This is a genomic window from Pseudomonas sp. NPDC087814 (genome assembly GCF_044742865.1).
In the GTDB taxonomy this organism is placed as follows: Bacteria; Pseudomonadota; Gammaproteobacteria; order Pseudomonadales; family Pseudomonadaceae; genus Aquipseudomonas.
On the sequence record NZ_JBIUVK010000014.1, the window covers coordinates 87,191 to 102,933 of the forward strand.

A 15,743-nucleotide genomic window follows, 5' to 3' on the forward strand; every position below is an offset into this window, starting at 1 on the left:
GCTTTTTGTGGCTAGGGAGCTTGCTGTGGCAGGTAGCTTGCTGTGGTGAGGGAGCTCCCTCACCACACAAGCTCCCTCACTACAGCAAGCGCCCTCACCACAGAGCCTCCCTTGTCCACATTAAGTGTTTTACACAGGCTGAGGTTTCAGCGCTCGAACGCGTAAGACCGCTCCACCTTGCACACCCGCGTATGGCACGCCGAGTACCAGGTGGCGCGGCCCTGTTCGCGCACCTCAGTGTGTTCGGCGTGCTGCTTCCAGGCCAGGATCGCGGCTTCGCTGCTCCAGTAGGACACCGTGATGCCCAGCCCGTCGTCCCCGCGCGCCGATTCCACGCCGAGAAAACCGGGTTGTTGCCGGGCCAGTTCCAGCGTGCGGTCGGCGGCTTGTCCGTAACCGTTGTCACCTTCAGTGCGCAATGAACTGAACACCACGGCGTAGTACGGCGGTTTGGGTGTCTTGGCGATCATGCGCAGGCCTTCAGCAGCGCAATGGCCAGCGGCGGGGTGACGCCTTTAAGCGCCGCACGTTCCGGCTGGAACAGGGTGGCGACAAAAAACGGATGGCCCAGCAACTCCACCGCTCGCAGGTCGCCCGCCGAGTCATGGCCGCTGGCAATCAGGTCGGCTTCCAGCAATGCACTTTCGAACGCTGGATTGATGCCATAGCGGCAACGGTAGCCTTCATGGATATCGAGGGTGGCGTAGGCCTCGGCGATGCGGGTATAGGCCATCAAGCGGATGGTGTCGGTCGCTTCCACCAGCGCGCAGGTCAACGGTGTCAGCACTGCACGCGGCGAGTCGGGGGCCAGTTCGCCATGCTCGGCGTCGGCCCAGCCCAGCACGTTGCGGGCATATTCCAGCACCGCGTGTTGAAAACCGCCGCAGGTGCCGAGGAACGGGCGCTTTTGTTCACGGGCATACCGGATGGCCAGCAGCGCGCCGTCAAGGTCTCGGTAGGGGCTGGCGGGGACGCACCAGAAGCCGTCGTAGTGCTGCAGTTGTTCGGTGGATTTGATCGTGTCGGTGGCCAGCCAGTCGAACCGCACCGTCAGGCCCAGCGCCGCGCCGGCCTGTTGCAACGCCAGGGGAATGGCCTGGTGGGCGGTGACCTGTGCATCGTAGTCGCCGATCAGGGCCAGGTGCAGGGTGGTTTTATTCATCGAGGGTGTCCGTGGCTTGTTGAGTCCTGGCGCTCACTATAGATTGGCGTTCACGCAATCAATATTGGCGTTAACACACATGTTCAATGCAGCGGCGCACTATCAGATCGACTACCCAGACCTTTCCCTGATCCTCGCCCTGGTGCGCGGCGGCACGCTCGCGCGGGCGGCGGCGTTGCTGCGGGTGGATGTGTCTACGGTGTTTCGCGCGGTGCGGCGGCTGGAGACGGCACTGGGCCAGACGCTGTTCGAAAAGAGCCGCGCCGGCTACCTGCCCACCACCTTGGCCACCACCCTCGCCGAGCAGGCCGAACGTGCCGAACAGGCGCTGGAGGCAGCACGTGTGGGAGTGGAGCAGGGCGGTGAAGTGATCAGCGGTACGGTGCGCCTGACGTGCACGGACTCGGTATTGCAGTCACTGTTGCTGCCGGCCCTGGCGCAGTTCATGCCGGGCTACCCGGCGTTGACCCTGGAGCTGAGCACGTCCAATGACTTCGCCAACCTCAGCCGCCGCGATGCGGATATTGCCCTGCGCCTGACCAAGGCACCGCCCGAGCATCTGGTAGGACGTTGCCTGGGCACGGTGTCGTATCGGGTGTGCGCCAGTGCCGACTATGCCCGCCAGCATGCTGGGGAGGAACTGGCGGCCCTGAACTGGATCGCGCCGGATGACTTCCTGCCGGATCACCCCACCGTCACCTGGCGGCGCCAGCACTTGCCGGGAGTGATGCCGGCCTATCGCTGCAACAGCATGGTTTCGGTAACCGAGTTGGTGCGCGCGGGACTCGGCGTGGCCGCGTTGCCGGATTACCTGCTGGGCGCGGACCTGCAACCGTTGAGCCCGCCGCTGGTGGGGCACGACACCGCCCTGTGGCTGCTGACGCGCCCCGATTGCCGGGCCTTGCGCTCGGTGGTGACGTTATTTGATCAGTTGGGCCAGCATGTGCGTTTGCCGGTGAGATAACTGTGGGAGCCAGCTCCCACACGGGATGCGTGGGAGGGTCAGGTCTTGCGCACGAATTGGTCGTGCATTTCGCTGGTCAGCCCTTCGATGCGTTCGGTCAGTTGTTTGGTCATCTCGGTGAGCTTGGTGTTCTGCTCCAACAGTTCCAGCAGTTGCTTGGTGGTCTGCGCCGCCTGGGCCTGGCGTTCGGTGTTGGCCACGGCCAGGGCTTCGCGGTGCTGGGCGTCGGCGTCGGATTGGGCCTTGTCCCGTGCGGCCTGGCGGGTCTGGGCGAGCAAAATCAAGGGGGCGGCATAGGCCGATTGCAGGCTGAACGCCAGGTTCAAGAGGATGAACGGGTAGACGTCAAAGTGCGTGATGCCGGTCATGTTGAGCACGACCCACAGAATCACGATTGCCGTTTGCGCCCCCAGGAACGTCGGGGTGCCAAAGAAGCGCGCGAAGGCTTCGGCTTTCAACGCAAAGGTGTCGTTGCCAAAGGTCGGCGCGAGATGGGCGTGTTTACGATGAAAGCGCAGGTGGTCAACGTTGGCTTCAGGTTTATCCGGGGTCATGGCGGGCTCGAATCCGTGGCGTAAGACAAGCCACCACTATAGACCGAGCCCTCGGCCTGGCACATGAAGAAGCCTGTCGCTTACCTGTTGCCCCGTTCATTGGCAAACGCACTCACAGCCTGCACCGCCTCGCTGGCGCCTTCGCGAATCTGCAGGATCACCGTGCCGGCCTGGTTGGCCAGGTCCACGCCCTGGGCGGCGCGGTCGCGGGTACCGTCCATGCTGTCGATGGCCTGGCGGGTTTCGGTCTGGATCATCTCGATCATCGACGAAATCTCGGCCGTTGAACCGCTGGTGCGCGCCGCCAATTGCCGCACTTCATCGGCCACCACCGCAAAGCCACGCCCTTGTTCGCCGGCGCGTGCGGCTTCGATGGCAGCGTTCAATGCCAGCAGGTTGGTCTGGTCGGCAATCCCGCGAATGGTGTTGACGATGGCGGTGATCTGCTGCGAACGCTCGCCCAGCTTGGCGATCAGCGCGGAAGAACCGTCGATATTGGCGGCAATCTCACGCATGCCGGTGGCGGTCTGCTGGATCACCTCGGCGCCTTTTTCGGCGATGTCCCGGGTTTGCAGCGAGATGTGATAAGCCTGGGTGGCGCTTTGCGCGTCGGCCGCGTGTTTCTCCACCATGGCCGTGACGTCGGAGGCGTATTTCACCACCTTGCACAGGCGCCCGCTGGCGTCGTACACCGGGTTGTAGTTGGCTTCCAGCCACACCACCTGGCCGTTTTTGTCGATGCGTTCGAACTGGCCGTTGAACAGCTCACCCTGGTTCAGCCGTCGCCAGAAATCGCTGTAGGCGCTGCTGTTGGCCAGCTCCGGTGTGCAGAACATGCGGTGATGCTTGCCCTGCACCTGCGCCAGGTTGTAGCCCATGCGCTGCAGGAAATTCTGGTTGGCGCTGATGATGGTGCCGTCGAGATTGAACTCGATCACCGCCATGGCGCGGTCGATGGCCTGCAACTTGGCGTTGGCTTCACTCTCGGCCTGCATTTTCGGGGTGACGTCCATGGCGTACTTCACCACTTTCACCACGCTGCCGGATTCGTCGCGCACCGGGTTGTAGCTGGCCTCCAGCCAGATCGGCTGGCCGCCGCTGGTCACCCGTTCGAAGGTCCCGGACTGGAATTGGCCGTTGCGCAATTGCGTCCACAGTTGGCCGTACTCGGCGCTGCGGGCAAAGGCCGGGGTGCAGAACAGGCGGTGGGACTGGCCCACGACTTGGTCGGCGGTGTAGCCCATGACCTTGAGGAAATTCTCGTTGGCCCGCAGGACTGTGCCTTGCAGATCAAATTCAATCACCGCCATGGAGCGGTCGATGGCGTCGAGAAGGCTGGCTTGCTGGGCAAGGGTGGCTTGCAGGGTACTGATGGTTTTTTTATGGGCGTTGAATAGCATGGTCGTGTGCTCGGGGGAAGCAAGCGTCAGGGGTATCCATGGGGGCGCCTGCCACCGTAAGGCCTGGCCATACGGCAAACGTGCTCATTGCCAGCTTCCTTGTGCTGGCAGCGGGGTGGAACAGCGGGTTCTGAGTCGTATGGCCGGCAAGAAGTTCTACGCCAGTCGACCAATGGCGGCATTATGCTATCGGTCGGCGACGGGCGCGTTTAATTCAGACGAGATGCAGAGGGCGGGATTCAGGCGGAATGGGCGACCACGTAGTCGCTGATATTGACTCGGTTACGGCCGGTGTCCTTGGCCGCGTACAGCGCGCGGTCCGCTGCGTTGAGCCACATGGCCGCGTCGGTGAAGGTGCTCTGGAAAGACGCCAGGCCAATGCTCAGGCTGACCCGCAGTTCGGGGATTTCCGGGTTGCGGTAATTGCTGAACACCTCGCGCATGCGTTCCATGACTTGCGCGGCCTGTTCCATGGGCATGTCCGGAAGAATCACACAGAACTCGTCGCCGCCGTATCGCCCGGCCAGGTCGTTTGCCCGCAGGTTGCGTCGAAGTTCCAGGCTTAGTTGGCGCAGAACCTGGTCACCGATGATGTGCCCATAGCTGTCGTTGATCTGCTTGAAATGGTCGATGTCGATCAGCGCGATGGTGGCGTTCCCATGTTGTTGCTGGCACTTGTGAAACTTCAGGTGCAGCAGGTCTTTCCACGAACCGTGGTTGAGCAGGCCGGTGAGGCTGTCGGTGCGGCTCAAGGCGCTCAGGGCGCGTTTGTGTTCCGACAATTTGATCGCCAGGCGGTAGCAGACCATGCCCAGCGCCATGGGATACAGGGTCAGCATCGGCAGGCAGGCGTAGACCTGGACCAGGCTGACGTCGGGATTGAAGTGGATGCCAAACAGCAGCCAGGACACGCCGATGCCTGCCAGTTGCGCCACGATGCCGTGGAGGAACAGGCGTTTGCCGCCGGCGGCGACGTTGTTCATGGTCATCATCGACAGGATGGTCACGGCCGTCAGTGGCGTGAATTGTGTAGTCGCCGCCCAGAACCCGCCGAGCAGTGAGTCGTAGAGCAGGTTTCGCCGTTCCGCCTTGTAGGGGAAATCGGAGCGGGTCGAAAGTTGATAGGCCAGGTGCGCCCAGCCAAAACCATTGAACAGCAGCAACGCCCAGACCCAGCCTGGCATTTGCAGTGGGTAGAGCGCGGCGATGACGCTGATGCAGCCGATGCCCAGGCCGATGATCCTTGGCCTGTAGATACGTCTGGCAAATGACAGCCCTTTGCCTCGTTGGTTTTCCATAGATTCCTGGGTCGATTCTTTTTTTGCAGGTACGACGGCACACGTGATCGGGAAAACCACTGGTCGGATAATACGTGTGAATATTGTCAGTTATTCGCGTGGGAATAATCAGTGTCCTTCCAGGCCATTTGCAAAGGACACGCGGCGAATCAGATAAAAACGACCTTGGATGTCGTTCCTGCAACAGGTCAGTGCTGCGGCACGACCTCATAGCCTGCGAGGAACAGGTCGATGGCCGACTCGATGACGTTCGCTTGGGCGTCGGCGTCCAGGGTCGGCTGGCCGAGGGTGATCTGTGGCCAGAAGGCAAAGGCCTTGAGCAGGCTTTGCACCTGGTGGGCGGCGAAGCATGGGTCGGTGCAGCTCAGCCGGCCGTCTTCCTGGGCGGCGCGCACCCATTGGGTGAAGCCTTCTTCACGCTTGCTCAGGCGGTTGACCATGTCCTGGGCACGTTCCGGCGAGTGGATGGTGGCGGCAATCGCGACCCGGGCCAGGTCGAGGAAGTTGGCGTCCGACATCATCGTCATCTTGGCCTGCAGCAACCCGCGCAGTTGCTCTCGCAGCGGGCGGTCGCTGGCGTAGCTGACGTCCAGTTGCGCAACACTGCTGGCCCACAGTTGATGCAGGATCTCGGCGAACAGCTCTTCCTTGCTCGGGAAGTGGTTGTACACCGTGCGCTTGGAAACCCCCGCCGTGGCGGCAATCTTGTCCATGCTGGTGACCTCGAACCCGTTGTCACGAAACTCGGCAATGGCGGCTGCCACGATGGCTTCGCGTTTACGGTCGGTGAGGCGCAGGGGTACAGTCATGGTGGGAGTTCGGCTCTGAAGGGAAACTTACACTCGGTAGTTTACTTGCTCCCGGTTTTGTTGCAATCTAGAAACTACACTGTGCAGTGTAATTTTTAGAGCAGTCTGCAGGAGTTCCTCGGTAATGGCCACGATCTCAACCCGTCTCGACAGTTCTTCTACAGCGCCCAAGTCTTCCGAACAGCATCAAGGTCACTTCACCAATCAGAAGCCCATCCAGCATGGCGGCTTGGGCAAGACCCTGGGCATCATGTGGAAGATGCTCTTCCAGAAGCCCCGTAGCACGCGCCCGGTGGGTGAGATCCCGGTGCAGCCGCTGACTCGCGAGCAACTGTTTGCCGCCCCGGACCATAGCGTTTTCCGCCTCGGCCATTCCACCGTGCTGCTGAAAATGCGCGGCAAGTTCTGGCTGACCGACCCGGTGTTCGCCGAGCGTGCTTCGCCGTTCAGTTGGGCGGGCCCCAAGCGTTTCCATCAGCCGCCGATCAGCCTTGAGGACCTGCCGCCGATCGAGGCGGTGATTCTTTCCCACAACCACTACGACCATCTGGACCACAAGGCGGTGGTGCAACTGGCGGACAAGACCCGCTATTTCCTCGCGCCGCTGGGTGTGGGCGATACCCTGGTCAAGTGGGGCGTGGATGCCAGCAAGGTGCGGCAGCTGGATTGGTGGCAGGGCACTGAAGTGGACGGGATTCGTTTTGTGTCCACGCCGGCCCAGCACTTTTCCGGGCGCGGCCTGTTCGATGGCAACCAGACGCTGTGGTGTTCGTGGGTGATGATCGACGGCTCACGGCGAATTTTCTTCAGCGGTGATACCGGCTATTTCGAGGGCTTCAAGCGTATCGGCGAGCAGTACGGCCCGTTTGACCTGACCCTGATGGAGACGGGTGCCTACAACGTCGACTGGCCCCACGTGCACATGCAACCGGAAGAAACCCTGCAGGCGCACATCGACTTGAAGGGCCGCTGGCTGCTGCCGATCCATAACGGCACGTTCGACCTGGCGTTTCATGCATGGCACGAACCCTTCGACCGCATCATGGCGCTGGCATGGGAGCGTAACGTGTCGATCACCACACCGGCGATGGGGCAGGCGTTCATGCTCAACCAGCCGGAGCGCGGGCAGGCCTGGTGGCTGGACGTCGAGCATCAGGGCAGTGAAGCGCACGTCAGCGGATAATCACCGTCTGATCGCGCGCTCAGGGATTTTGAACGAGCCATAACCAGCCATTTCCGACAGACATCCACCTCGCTTAAGGGATGCAATCACGCCTCGAAACTTTATTCCGGGGCGTGGGAGTGTATGGACGATAAGAGTAGGAAGGTCACGGGGCCGGGCGTGCGCTGCCTGTTCAAGCCTTCAGGGTCGGGGGACAGTTGTACTCCCCAGCCTTGCGCCCCCACTGCCAGCCAGGGCGTCGTGTTTGGCAGTCATGCGGCCGGTACGATCGTCAATTCGGCCACTCACCAGGGCGGCCTGGAGTTTGGCTCCACGGGCGGTTACGGCCCCAGGCTCGACCTCCCTGGCCCCATGATGCACAGCGTGCGCGATCCCGCGTTATCACTGATTGCCCTCAGCGGTGTCGACCCCGAGGGGCGGGTGATGGTGGAGATTCCACCCGTCGCTGATCCGGGTCATCTGATCAACACACCGCCTTTGGCTGGCAGCCGTATTGGTTTTGCCAGCGAGTACGTTACTGGTGATGTGCGCAAACCCGCCAAACACAGCCCGCACTTTGCCCGGGTACTGGACGTACTGCGTGCAGCCGGTGCGCAATTGGTGCCTGTGACGGCGCGGGTGACCGATGACACACGTCACTTCACCCTGGACCCCGGCAATGAGATTAACGACCGGGTCACGGAAAACCGCCTGGATGGGGTGGTGGCGGATGCGCAAGGTGTTGCTTTCCACAAAGCAGCGACTGCCGATAACCCACGCTTCAGCGTGCCCGCGGGCACCGACGTCGACGGAGTGTCGAGGGTCGTCTGGTTCTATGGTGCGCACTGGTCCAGAGATCGTCTGGCGGCGTTGGTGCGAGGTTGTCAGCAGGTTCTAGGGCGGCTTTAAGGGCCTACGCCATGGGGAGAGTGATCGTACGCCGCGGTAAGAGTTGCCCCCGAGTCATCGAGTATTTCGCTTCTTAGACTGAGGCAGGGATATCGAACGGTATTCCCAACATTCAGGCAGGCGGGGAGTATTTATGATCGGACCAGGTTTGGGCGCGGGATGGGCAGCGGGGCTTTTCGATGCAGTGGTGAACCCGCCACAGGCCTACAGGAGTGCCGACGATTTGGCAGTGGCCATGACCCGGCCCAATGGGGCCAGTTCCGATTCGGTGGTGAGGGACTCGCTGAAGCTGATCGCCAACATGGACAAGGGCTTGCAGGGCGGCAATGCGTTCATTGAAATCAATCCTGACGCTCGTGTGAACGCCCGTGCGCTGGATCTGGAACGGGCCGAAGGCAAAGTGCGCGGGCCTTTGCATGGCGTTCCGATAGCGCTCAAGGATGTGTTCGAAACCAGCGACAAGATGCAGACCAGCGGTGGCTCCATGGCGCTAGTGGGCAGGCCCGCTTCAAGGAACGCCAAGGTGGTGGACAACCTGCTGAAGGCTGGCGTTGTGATTATTGGAAAAACCAACATGAGCGAATTGTCCAATTTTCGCTCTGAGGCGCCGGTTGATGGCTGGAGCTCCAGGGGCGGCTTGACCCTCAACCCGCATCGGCTGGATGGCCAGGCGGCGGGCTCGAGTACGGGCTCTGCGGTAGCCGTTGCTCAAGGGATTGTGCCCTTGGCATTGGGGGTCGAAACCAATGGTTCAATCATTACGCCGGCGGCTTACAACGGTGTTATTGGTTTCAAACCGACCGAAGGGTTAGTGAGCACTGAAGGGGTGATGACCAGTTCCCGCCAGGACACGGTGGGCACCTTCACCCGTAACGTGCGTGATGCGGCGCAAGCACTGGATGCGATGACGGATACCAACCGCTACACCCAGGGAATCAAGCCTGACGCCTTGGTGGGCAAGCGCATCGGCTATACGCCGTTGCCTGAGTTATCAGCAGAAGATGCCAACGACCCGGCGAAAAAAGCCGACAGGCAGCACTTCGAGGATGCCATTACGTTGCTGCGGGGCAAGGGCGCGACATTGGTACCCGTGGGTCAACTGGGTGAGGGCGTCCCGTACGAAACCCATGAACAATATAACGACGCGTTGTTATCGGACGTTAAACACCAGCTTGAAGCCTACCTGGCCGGACGGGCAGGCTTGCCGGTGAAGTCGCTGGCTGAGCTGATTGAATTCAACGAGCGCAACAGCGGTCCGGGTGTGCCGGATCAACAGATGCTCACCATGATCAACGGGATGGATATCAGTGATGAGGCGCGCAATGAGTTATGGGCTGCCATCGGCCCGATTTTCAAAAGCACCATCGATAAGCCGCTGGCCGAGCATAAGCTTGACGCAATAGTGTCCAATTTTCACTCGTACAGTTACTACTACTCGGCAGTGGCCGGTTATCCCGGTATCTCCATGCCATCGGGAATGGACGACGAAGGGATGCCAACGGCCGTTCACTTTTATGGGGCAAATTTGAGCGAAGCCACGTTGCTGTCGGTCGCCTACGGGTATGAGCAGGCCTCCCATGCAATCAGGAAGCCTGCGTTTACGCCCGGCCTGCGCTAGTCCGGATTACTTCAACCCATAACGAGCGGCGGGTTCACGGTGCGACAGGTTCGGGCCTAGGGCCAGCCGTGCGCTTTCGTAGGTGTCCCAATCGGCGCTGTCCGGCAGGGACGGAATCGTCACGGCTTCGCCTTGGGCGAGGCCTGCCAGGGCGGCGTCCACCAGGTTTTCGGTGGTCATCACCATGGCTTCCGGCAGGTTGTTCACAGGCAGGCCGGCGATGTCCCAGAACTCCGTGGCGGTAGCGCCTGGCAGCACCACCTGGACCACTACGCCCTTGTCACTCAGCTCATGCTGCAGCGATTCGCTGAACGCCTGCACGAACGCTTTGGTACCGCCATACACGCCGTTCAGCACTTTGGGAGCGAGAGCGACAATCGAGCCGATATTGATAATCGTGCCACGCCCTTGGGCGACAAAGTTGGTTGCCGCGGCTTTGGCCAGGCGGGTCAGCGCCAGTACGTTCAGCAGAATCATCGCGTCCATTTTGTCGGCATCCGACTCCAGCAACGAAGCGGTGGCGCCCACACCGGCGTTATTCACCAGCAGGCTGATACGGCTGTCTTCGTGCGCGATCCGGGCGATTCGCGCCAAGTCGGCTGGCAGATTGAGATCGGCCGCTATCACCTGCACGTCACGCTGGGTATTGGCTTTCAAGCGTGTTGCCAACTGCTCCAGACGTTGCTGGTTGCGGGCCACCAGAATCAGATCGTAGCCGGCACGGGCCAGGCGGTCGGCATACACCGCACCAATTCCTGACGAGGCACCGGTAATCAGGGCATAACCTTTGTGTTGCGACATGGCAGTTGCTCCAAATGGGCCGGGGAGGGGGGCGGCCTTGTTGGAACCAAGATTATGGGTGTAATGTGGTGGCTGCAATGTCGTATATCCCTCCTTTAGAGACATGAGGTTTGGCCATGGTGTCCGTCGGTATCCTGCTTTTTCCCGGTTTCCAGGTGCTCAGCCTGTCCACCAGCAGCGTGTTCGAGTTTGCCAACTTCGTGGTGGGGCGACCGTTCTACCGCGTGGACTTGTTGTCGGAGCATGGCGGGCCGATAAAAAGCTCCATGGGCTTTGCCATTGATAGCCTGGCGTTCGGGCAGCAGGTCTACGACACGATCCTGGTGCTGGGGGACAACGAACTACTTAAGCCCACTCCTGGCATGGTGGAGTACCTGCAAGCGTCGTTGACGGCGTCGCGCCGGGTTACATCGGCCTGCACCGGTTCGTTCCACCTGGCAGCGGCCGGCCTGTTGGAAGGGCGCAAGGCAACCACCCACTGGTACCACGCCATGACGTTTCGCCAGCGCTACCCCAACGTGAAGCTGGAGGAAGACCGGATCTTCACCGTCGATGGCCCGCTCTGGACTTCTGCCGGGATGACCGCCTGCATCGACCTGGCCCTGGCCCTGGTCGAGCACGATTTGGGCGTGGAAGTGGCCCGCGACGTGGCGAAAAAACTGGTGGTTTACCATCGCCGTGCCGGTGGCCAGTCACAGTTCTCGGCGTTGCTGGAACTGGACCCAAAGTCCGACCGCGTACAAACCGCCCTGGCGTGGGCCAAAGGGCACTTGCACGAGGACCTCTCGGTAGAGCAACTGGCGCAAGCGGCACACCTCAGCCCGCGTCAGTTCAGCCGACTGTTCCGCGCCGAAACCGGGCAATCGCCGGCCAAGGCGGTAGAACACCTGCGCATTGAAGCGGCGAGGTTGATGCTCGAATCCGGCAGCCACTCCATCGACGTTGTCGCCCGGGAGACGGGCTTCGGTGACCCGGAGCGCATGCGTCGAGCCTTCCTGCGAGCGTTTGGCCAACCGCCACAAATGATCCGTCGGGCGTTGCAGTTGCAGGCGTGAACTTGCGGGAGCCAGAACCTAGGGCAACTCAGGCGAATAGCACTTCAATACGTCCTTGAGTACGTGAAGCTGGCGCAGCCGTAATAACGATTTGCACATCGCGCCCCAGGCGCGACAAACACTCAAGCATTTTGGCTTCACTGATACCCCGAAACCTGCCACGCAGCATTTCAGACACCTTGGGTTGGGATAAACCGAGAATGACGGAGGCTTGTGCCTGAGTGAGGCTACGTGCCTTGAGAATCTCACCAATCTTCGTCGCCAGCTGTGCCTTGACCTGCATTTCACTGGCGTCGGGCTGCCCGATGTCTTCATAGACATTGCCGGTGCTTTCTTCGATCTCAATCGCGTTGTGATGCTTGTGCATGATCCTGCGCCGCCTTGAGTCGCTGTTTGATCAGTTGTATGTCGTGCTGTGCTGTAGCGATGCCTTTCGTCGACTTTTTCTGGAAGCAATGAAGGACATAAACAGCTGAGTCGAAACGGACGGTATACACACCACGATAAGTGTTGCTGTCGAAATCCTCCACCACCTCAAGTACCGCGTTACCGCCAAACCCTTTCAATGCCTTGGTCTGTGAGTGCTTGCCTCCTCCTTGGGCGAGGTGGAGCGCAAAGCCAAACACATCTTGAACAGGCCCAGGCATTTGCTGCAGATCTTTCTTGCTACCGCCCACCCAGAGGAGTGGCTTCCATGAACTCATGAGAGGATATACCTAAATAGGGATAAGCGTCAGCGCGAAGAGAAATCTTACTCAACCGTTTCAAGCACTGAATGCTCTGACGACAGTGGCAAAGAGCCCCGCACATTCATCCCCCAACCCGGCGCAAAGCCCGGGAAAAAAACCAACCCTTCAGCCTCCAGGCGAAACGCCACACTCAGGCGGACAGCATCGTCCACATCGCCATGGCTTTCAAAACGTTGAAGGGCGTCCACTTCCACATCCGCTTCCCGAGCCAGGTCTTCCCGGCTCCAGCCCAGCATCAGGCGGGCCTGGACGCTGTGCCGTGGGGTGAATTGATGAAGGACGATCTGCTGTTCTACAGTGCTGCTCATTGCCAGAGAGGACATGGACTTTCTCCAGGTTCGACGGGGGAGGGCAAACTATACTGTGTTTTTGTACAGTTGTTTTGACCGCTCATCAACTGGATTTTCCGATAGCGCTGCCGCCGCTCTATTTCGCCCCTTCCAGGTAGGTGCTCGGTGACTGCCCAAGCACCCGGCGGAACATGCTGGAAAATGCCGCCGGGTTTTCATAGCCCAGGTCCAGGGCGATCCGGGTGACGCTTGTACCGCTGGCCAACCGCGCCAAGGCCTGCACAACACAGGCTCGCTGGCGCCACTGCACGAAGCTCAGGCCGGTTTGTTGGCGGAAATGCCGGCTGAAGGTGCGCAGGCTCAGGTGCGATTGTTGCGCCCATTGAACCGGTGACTGGTGCACGTCCGGCCGCTGCAGAAACGTCAGGCACAGCTCAAGCAGCCGTGGTTCCTCCGGCAGCGGGATATGCAGGGGCAAGTGCGTGGCGCGTGCCAGTTCATGCAACAGCAGGCTGACCAGCGCACCGTCGCGCCCGGCCTCGTCGTATTCCAGCGGCAGCTCCACCGCCTCCATCAGCAGCTGGCGCATCAGGGGGGAAACGTTGATGACGTGGCAGTCGGTGCCCAAGTCGGTGACGGCGTGCGGTTCGATATACAGGCTGCGCGTCGACACGCCGAGCATCAGCACTTCATGGGGCACTTGGGCGGGAATCCACACCGCGCGCTGGGGCGGCACAACCCAGTTGCCTTGCTGGGTGCTGACTTGCATCACCCCGGTGGCGCCATACAACAACTGGCCGCGCCGATGGCTGTGGCGCTTGAGCAGATAGCCGTGGGGATAGTCGGTGCCGATTGCCACGACCGTTCGCGGGGTCAGGTCGAGCTGAGCGATGGAAACGTTGCGCATGGAGCTGATTCCGGAAGTGGCAATATCTCGCACATTATTGGCCGACATGCGCAAGCGGGCCAAGCCTTGAGTCTCTATCGTCGACAGCTCTCCCTGATACTGAAGGCGATTCTCGATGTTCTATCTATTACTGGCACTGTTCGGCTGCATGACCGGCGTAACCGCTGTGCTGTTCGGCTTCGGTGGCGGGTTCGTGGTGGTGCCGTTGCTGTACGGCATGCTCAAGCTCAGCCACGACGCGGGCGTGAGTGGATCAGCGATGCATATCGCGGTCGCCACCTCGACCTGCGTGATGATCGTCAACGCGCTGATCGCCACTGGAAAACACCGTCGCAAAGGTAATCTGATTCGCCACTACCTGTGGCCGTTGGGCGGGTACATCGGGGTTGGCGCCGTGCTGGGGGCAGGGGCTGCAATGTTCGCCAGCGGCGATTTCATGCGGTACGCCTTTATCGCCTACCTGGCCATCACCATCGTCGATTGTCTGTTGCGCAGGGGCTTTCTCAGCCAGGACGACACACTCCAGCCACGACGCCTGAGCGGCATGGAAGTGACGGGCGGCGGCATCGCCATTGGCCTGATCGCGACCTTCCTGGGGGTGGGCGGCAGCGTGATGACCGTGCCGCTGTTGCGCCGTTGTGGCTTGAGCATGTCCCAGTCCACGTCCATGGCCAACCCGCTGAGCGTGCCGGTGGCGCTGGCCGGTACATTTACCTACATGCTCATGGCGGGATTCGCCAAGGTGCAATTGGGCACGTGGTATGTCGGCTATGTCGATTTGCTGGCGTTCGCCATCCTCACCCTGGGCTCGCTGCTGGGCATTCGCCTGGCCACGCCGTGGATCGGTCGCATCCCGGATGCACTGCATGCGCGGGTGTATATCGGGTTGTTGGGCGTGGTGATGGTGAGCATGCTGGTCTGACGCAAGTGGATTTTGCGTTCTTTTAGCCGCAGGCTAGGGTTACTTCTCTATTCAAAAGAAAGTGACCGGGGGATGTCATGTCCATTTCCGAAAGCGATTGGCAGAAGTTCAAGGTCCTCAGGGCATTGGCGCTTGAACGCTTTTACCTAGGCGTACTGGCTGATGCAAAGACCATCAGCGAGCGCGAAACGCTTTCTGCCGAGGCTCGGTACAGGACGCTGTATAGCCTCACCAGGGATCGCGATAACGATGTCGTCCGAATGTTTGATCTCTACAGTCGTTCGAAAGCCCGCGAGAGCCTTGCGCAAATGATCAGGCATGATTTGTTGAGTGATTCAGAGTTGTCGGTATTAAGCGAAGAGACATTGAGCGCTATCGGCTACGCGGTCAGGCAGCGTTACGAAATCGAGTGGGTTGCTGCACACGTACAAGGCGACTGAGTCTTGTCTTAGACTTCAGTCAGAATATTCAGGAAATATCTTGATGCTTAGTTTTAATTGTACGCAGGCGGCTGGTAATTTTTTTAGCCGGGTTCACAAAGGCAAAAAAATTACCCCGGTTCAAAAACTGCCGACACAAGAGCGCCAGGGCGATGACCTGTACGCCGACCCTCATCAGTGGCTGGTCCATGCCGCGACGGTGCAACGTAAACATGTGCTGTTGGCGATACATCTGAAAACCCGCTATTGCATGCTGTTTTTTGATATGAAAAAAGCCGACGCCGATGGCTTCGTGCGCACCTTTATTAATCGGTGGATGAGTGGTGTTTTGGATCTCGCCTTGAAGTCTGATGTTTTGGATTTGGTTGATCCGTCTGTGCCTGAGCAGCAATTCGTCAGTTTGGTCGAGTCGTACTCTCTACAGCAGCGGGGTGATCGGAGTGCGCAGACTCAAATCAACGAAATATTGCGGAGTTTTGAGATGGACGCAGAAGGCGTGGATCTTGTTGCAATGCCTTGGAGCGCTCTGCATTACGACGCTCGAATCAACCATACGCCTCGAAGCTTGAAAGATGTGAAGGGGCTTCATTTACCGGATGAGGAAATGCTGATTCACTGGTTGGTCACGGTAGGCGGCTTGGACCCTGCGGGCGCCGCACTTGCACGTGAAAAGTACCGTTTATTCAGCCGAAGGGCCTGACCT

At 60.2% G+C, this 15,743-nt stretch carries 19 protein-coding genes; 8 read left to right on the forward strand and 11 right to left on the reverse strand.

What is annotated here, in order from left to right; translation table 11 throughout:
• Positions 1-146: 146 nt before the first annotated feature.
• Both ACIOMR_RS13765 and ACIOMR_RS13770 read right to left on the reverse strand, forming a co-directional pair.
• The gene (locus ACIOMR_RS13765) at positions 147-470 is read right to left on the reverse strand and encodes an antibiotic biosynthesis monooxygenase family protein (protein WP_401194651.1); all 324 of its coding nucleotides are present in this window, start codon (positions 468-470) and stop codon (positions 147-149) included.
• Positions 467-1,162, reverse strand: a complete 696-nt coding sequence (locus ACIOMR_RS13770; protein ID WP_177054586.1) for a CTP synthase — start codon at positions 1,160-1,162, stop codon at positions 467-469. The genes ACIOMR_RS13765 and ACIOMR_RS13770 overlap by 4 nt, the downstream gene beginning before the upstream one ends.
• Before the next feature lie 79 nt (positions 1,163-1,241).
• Between ACIOMR_RS13770 and ACIOMR_RS13775 the strand changes: the two genes are divergently transcribed.
• On the forward strand, positions 1,242-2,126 hold the full coding sequence (locus ACIOMR_RS13775; protein ID WP_003211467.1) for a LysR family transcriptional regulator: 885 nt from the start codon (positions 1,242-1,244) through the stop codon (positions 2,124-2,126).
• 38 nt (positions 2,127-2,164) lie between these two features.
• Here the strand turns inward: ACIOMR_RS13775 and ACIOMR_RS13780 are convergent, their stop codons facing one another.
• The 4 genes from ACIOMR_RS13780 to ACIOMR_RS13795 form a co-directional block, all read right to left on the reverse strand.
• Positions 2,165-2,680, reverse strand: a complete 516-nt coding sequence (locus ACIOMR_RS13780) for a DUF1003 domain-containing protein (RefSeq protein WP_003211469.1) — start codon at positions 2,678-2,680, stop codon at positions 2,165-2,167.
• Positions 2,681-2,760: 80 nt separating this feature from the next.
• Positions 2,761-4,080, reverse strand: a complete 1,320-nt coding sequence (locus tag ACIOMR_RS13785; RefSeq protein WP_003211470.1) for a PAS domain-containing methyl-accepting chemotaxis protein — start codon at positions 4,078-4,080, stop codon at positions 2,761-2,763.
• A gap of 239 nt (positions 4,081-4,319) precedes the next feature.
• Complete coding sequence (locus tag ACIOMR_RS13790) at positions 4,320-5,378, reverse strand: diguanylate cyclase (protein ID WP_003211472.1); 1,059 nt, start codon at positions 5,376-5,378, stop codon at positions 4,320-4,322.
• Between the two features lie 188 nt (positions 5,379-5,566).
• Complete coding sequence (locus tag ACIOMR_RS13795) at positions 5,567-6,187, reverse strand: TetR/AcrR family transcriptional regulator (protein WP_003211473.1); 621 nt, start codon at positions 6,185-6,187, stop codon at positions 5,567-5,569.
• Positions 6,188-6,311: 124 nt separating this feature from the next.
• Between ACIOMR_RS13795 and ACIOMR_RS13800 the strand changes: the two genes are divergently transcribed.
• The 3 genes from ACIOMR_RS13800 (at position 6,312) to ACIOMR_RS13810 (ending at position 9,876) form a co-directional block, all read left to right on the forward strand.
• Positions 6,312-7,370, forward strand: coding sequence for an MBL fold metallo-hydrolase (locus ACIOMR_RS13800; protein ID WP_008432945.1), 1,059 nt, complete (start codon positions 6,312-6,314; stop codon positions 7,368-7,370).
• Positions 7,371-7,493: 123 nt separating this feature from the next.
• Positions 7,494-8,258, forward strand: coding sequence for a hypothetical protein (locus tag ACIOMR_RS13805; protein ID WP_177049569.1), 765 nt, complete (start codon positions 7,494-7,496; stop codon positions 8,256-8,258).
• 235 nt (positions 8,259-8,493) lie between these two features.
• Entirely contained in the window at positions 8,494-9,876 is a 1,383-nt protein-coding gene (locus ACIOMR_RS13810; protein WP_401194703.1) for an amidase family protein, read from the forward strand.
• 6 nt (positions 9,877-9,882) lie between these two features.
• Here the strand turns inward: ACIOMR_RS13810 and ACIOMR_RS13815 are convergent, their stop codons facing one another.
• Entirely contained in the window at positions 9,883-10,677 is a 795-nt protein-coding gene (locus ACIOMR_RS13815) for an SDR family oxidoreductase (RefSeq protein WP_008432939.1), read from the reverse strand.
• Positions 10,678-10,793: 116 nt separating this feature from the next.
• Between ACIOMR_RS13815 and ACIOMR_RS13820 the strand changes: the two genes are divergently transcribed.
• Positions 10,794-11,732 (forward strand): GlxA family transcriptional regulator, encoded by a 939-nt coding sequence (locus ACIOMR_RS13820; protein WP_102369732.1) that lies wholly within the window; start codon positions 10,794-10,796, stop codon positions 11,730-11,732.
• 28 nt (positions 11,733-11,760) lie between these two features.
• Here the strand turns inward: ACIOMR_RS13820 and ACIOMR_RS13825 are convergent, their stop codons facing one another.
• The 4 genes from ACIOMR_RS13825 to ACIOMR_RS13840 all read right to left on the reverse strand — a co-directional run bounded on the left by ACIOMR_RS13825 (position 11,761) and on the right by ACIOMR_RS13840 (position 13,678).
• Complete coding sequence (locus ACIOMR_RS13825) at positions 11,761-12,099, reverse strand: helix-turn-helix domain-containing protein (protein ID WP_003211485.1); 339 nt, start codon at positions 12,097-12,099, stop codon at positions 11,761-11,763.
• A complete protein-coding gene (locus ACIOMR_RS13830; RefSeq protein WP_003211487.1) occupies positions 12,074-12,436 on the reverse strand; it encodes a type II toxin-antitoxin system RelE/ParE family toxin in 363 nt (120 codons plus the stop codon). The genes ACIOMR_RS13825 and ACIOMR_RS13830 overlap by 26 nt, the downstream gene beginning before the upstream one ends.
• 47 nt (positions 12,437-12,483) lie before the next feature.
• Positions 12,484-12,804, reverse strand: coding sequence for a helix-turn-helix transcriptional regulator (locus ACIOMR_RS13835; RefSeq protein WP_023659239.1), 321 nt, complete (start codon positions 12,802-12,804; stop codon positions 12,484-12,486).
• 103 nt (positions 12,805-12,907) lie between these two features.
• Complete coding sequence (locus tag ACIOMR_RS13840; RefSeq protein ID WP_401194662.1) at positions 12,908-13,678, reverse strand: AraC family transcriptional regulator; 771 nt, start codon at positions 13,676-13,678, stop codon at positions 12,908-12,910.
• Between the two features lie 115 nt (positions 13,679-13,793).
• Between ACIOMR_RS13840 and ACIOMR_RS13845 the strand changes: the two genes are divergently transcribed.
• From ACIOMR_RS13845 to ACIOMR_RS13855, 3 genes are all read left to right on the forward strand, one after another.
• Positions 13,794-14,600, forward strand: a complete 807-nt coding sequence (locus ACIOMR_RS13845) for a sulfite exporter TauE/SafE family protein (RefSeq protein ID WP_003211493.1) — start codon at positions 13,794-13,796, stop codon at positions 14,598-14,600.
• Positions 14,601-14,677: 77 nt separating this feature from the next.
• Positions 14,678-15,040, forward strand: a complete 363-nt coding sequence (locus ACIOMR_RS13850; RefSeq protein ID WP_003211495.1) for a hypothetical protein — start codon at positions 14,678-14,680, stop codon at positions 15,038-15,040.
• 43 nt (positions 15,041-15,083) lie between these two features.
• A complete protein-coding gene (locus ACIOMR_RS13855; RefSeq protein WP_102369730.1) occupies positions 15,084-15,740 on the forward strand; it encodes a DUF6933 domain-containing protein in 657 nt (218 codons plus the stop codon).
• Positions 15,741-15,743 lie beyond the last annotated feature (3 nt).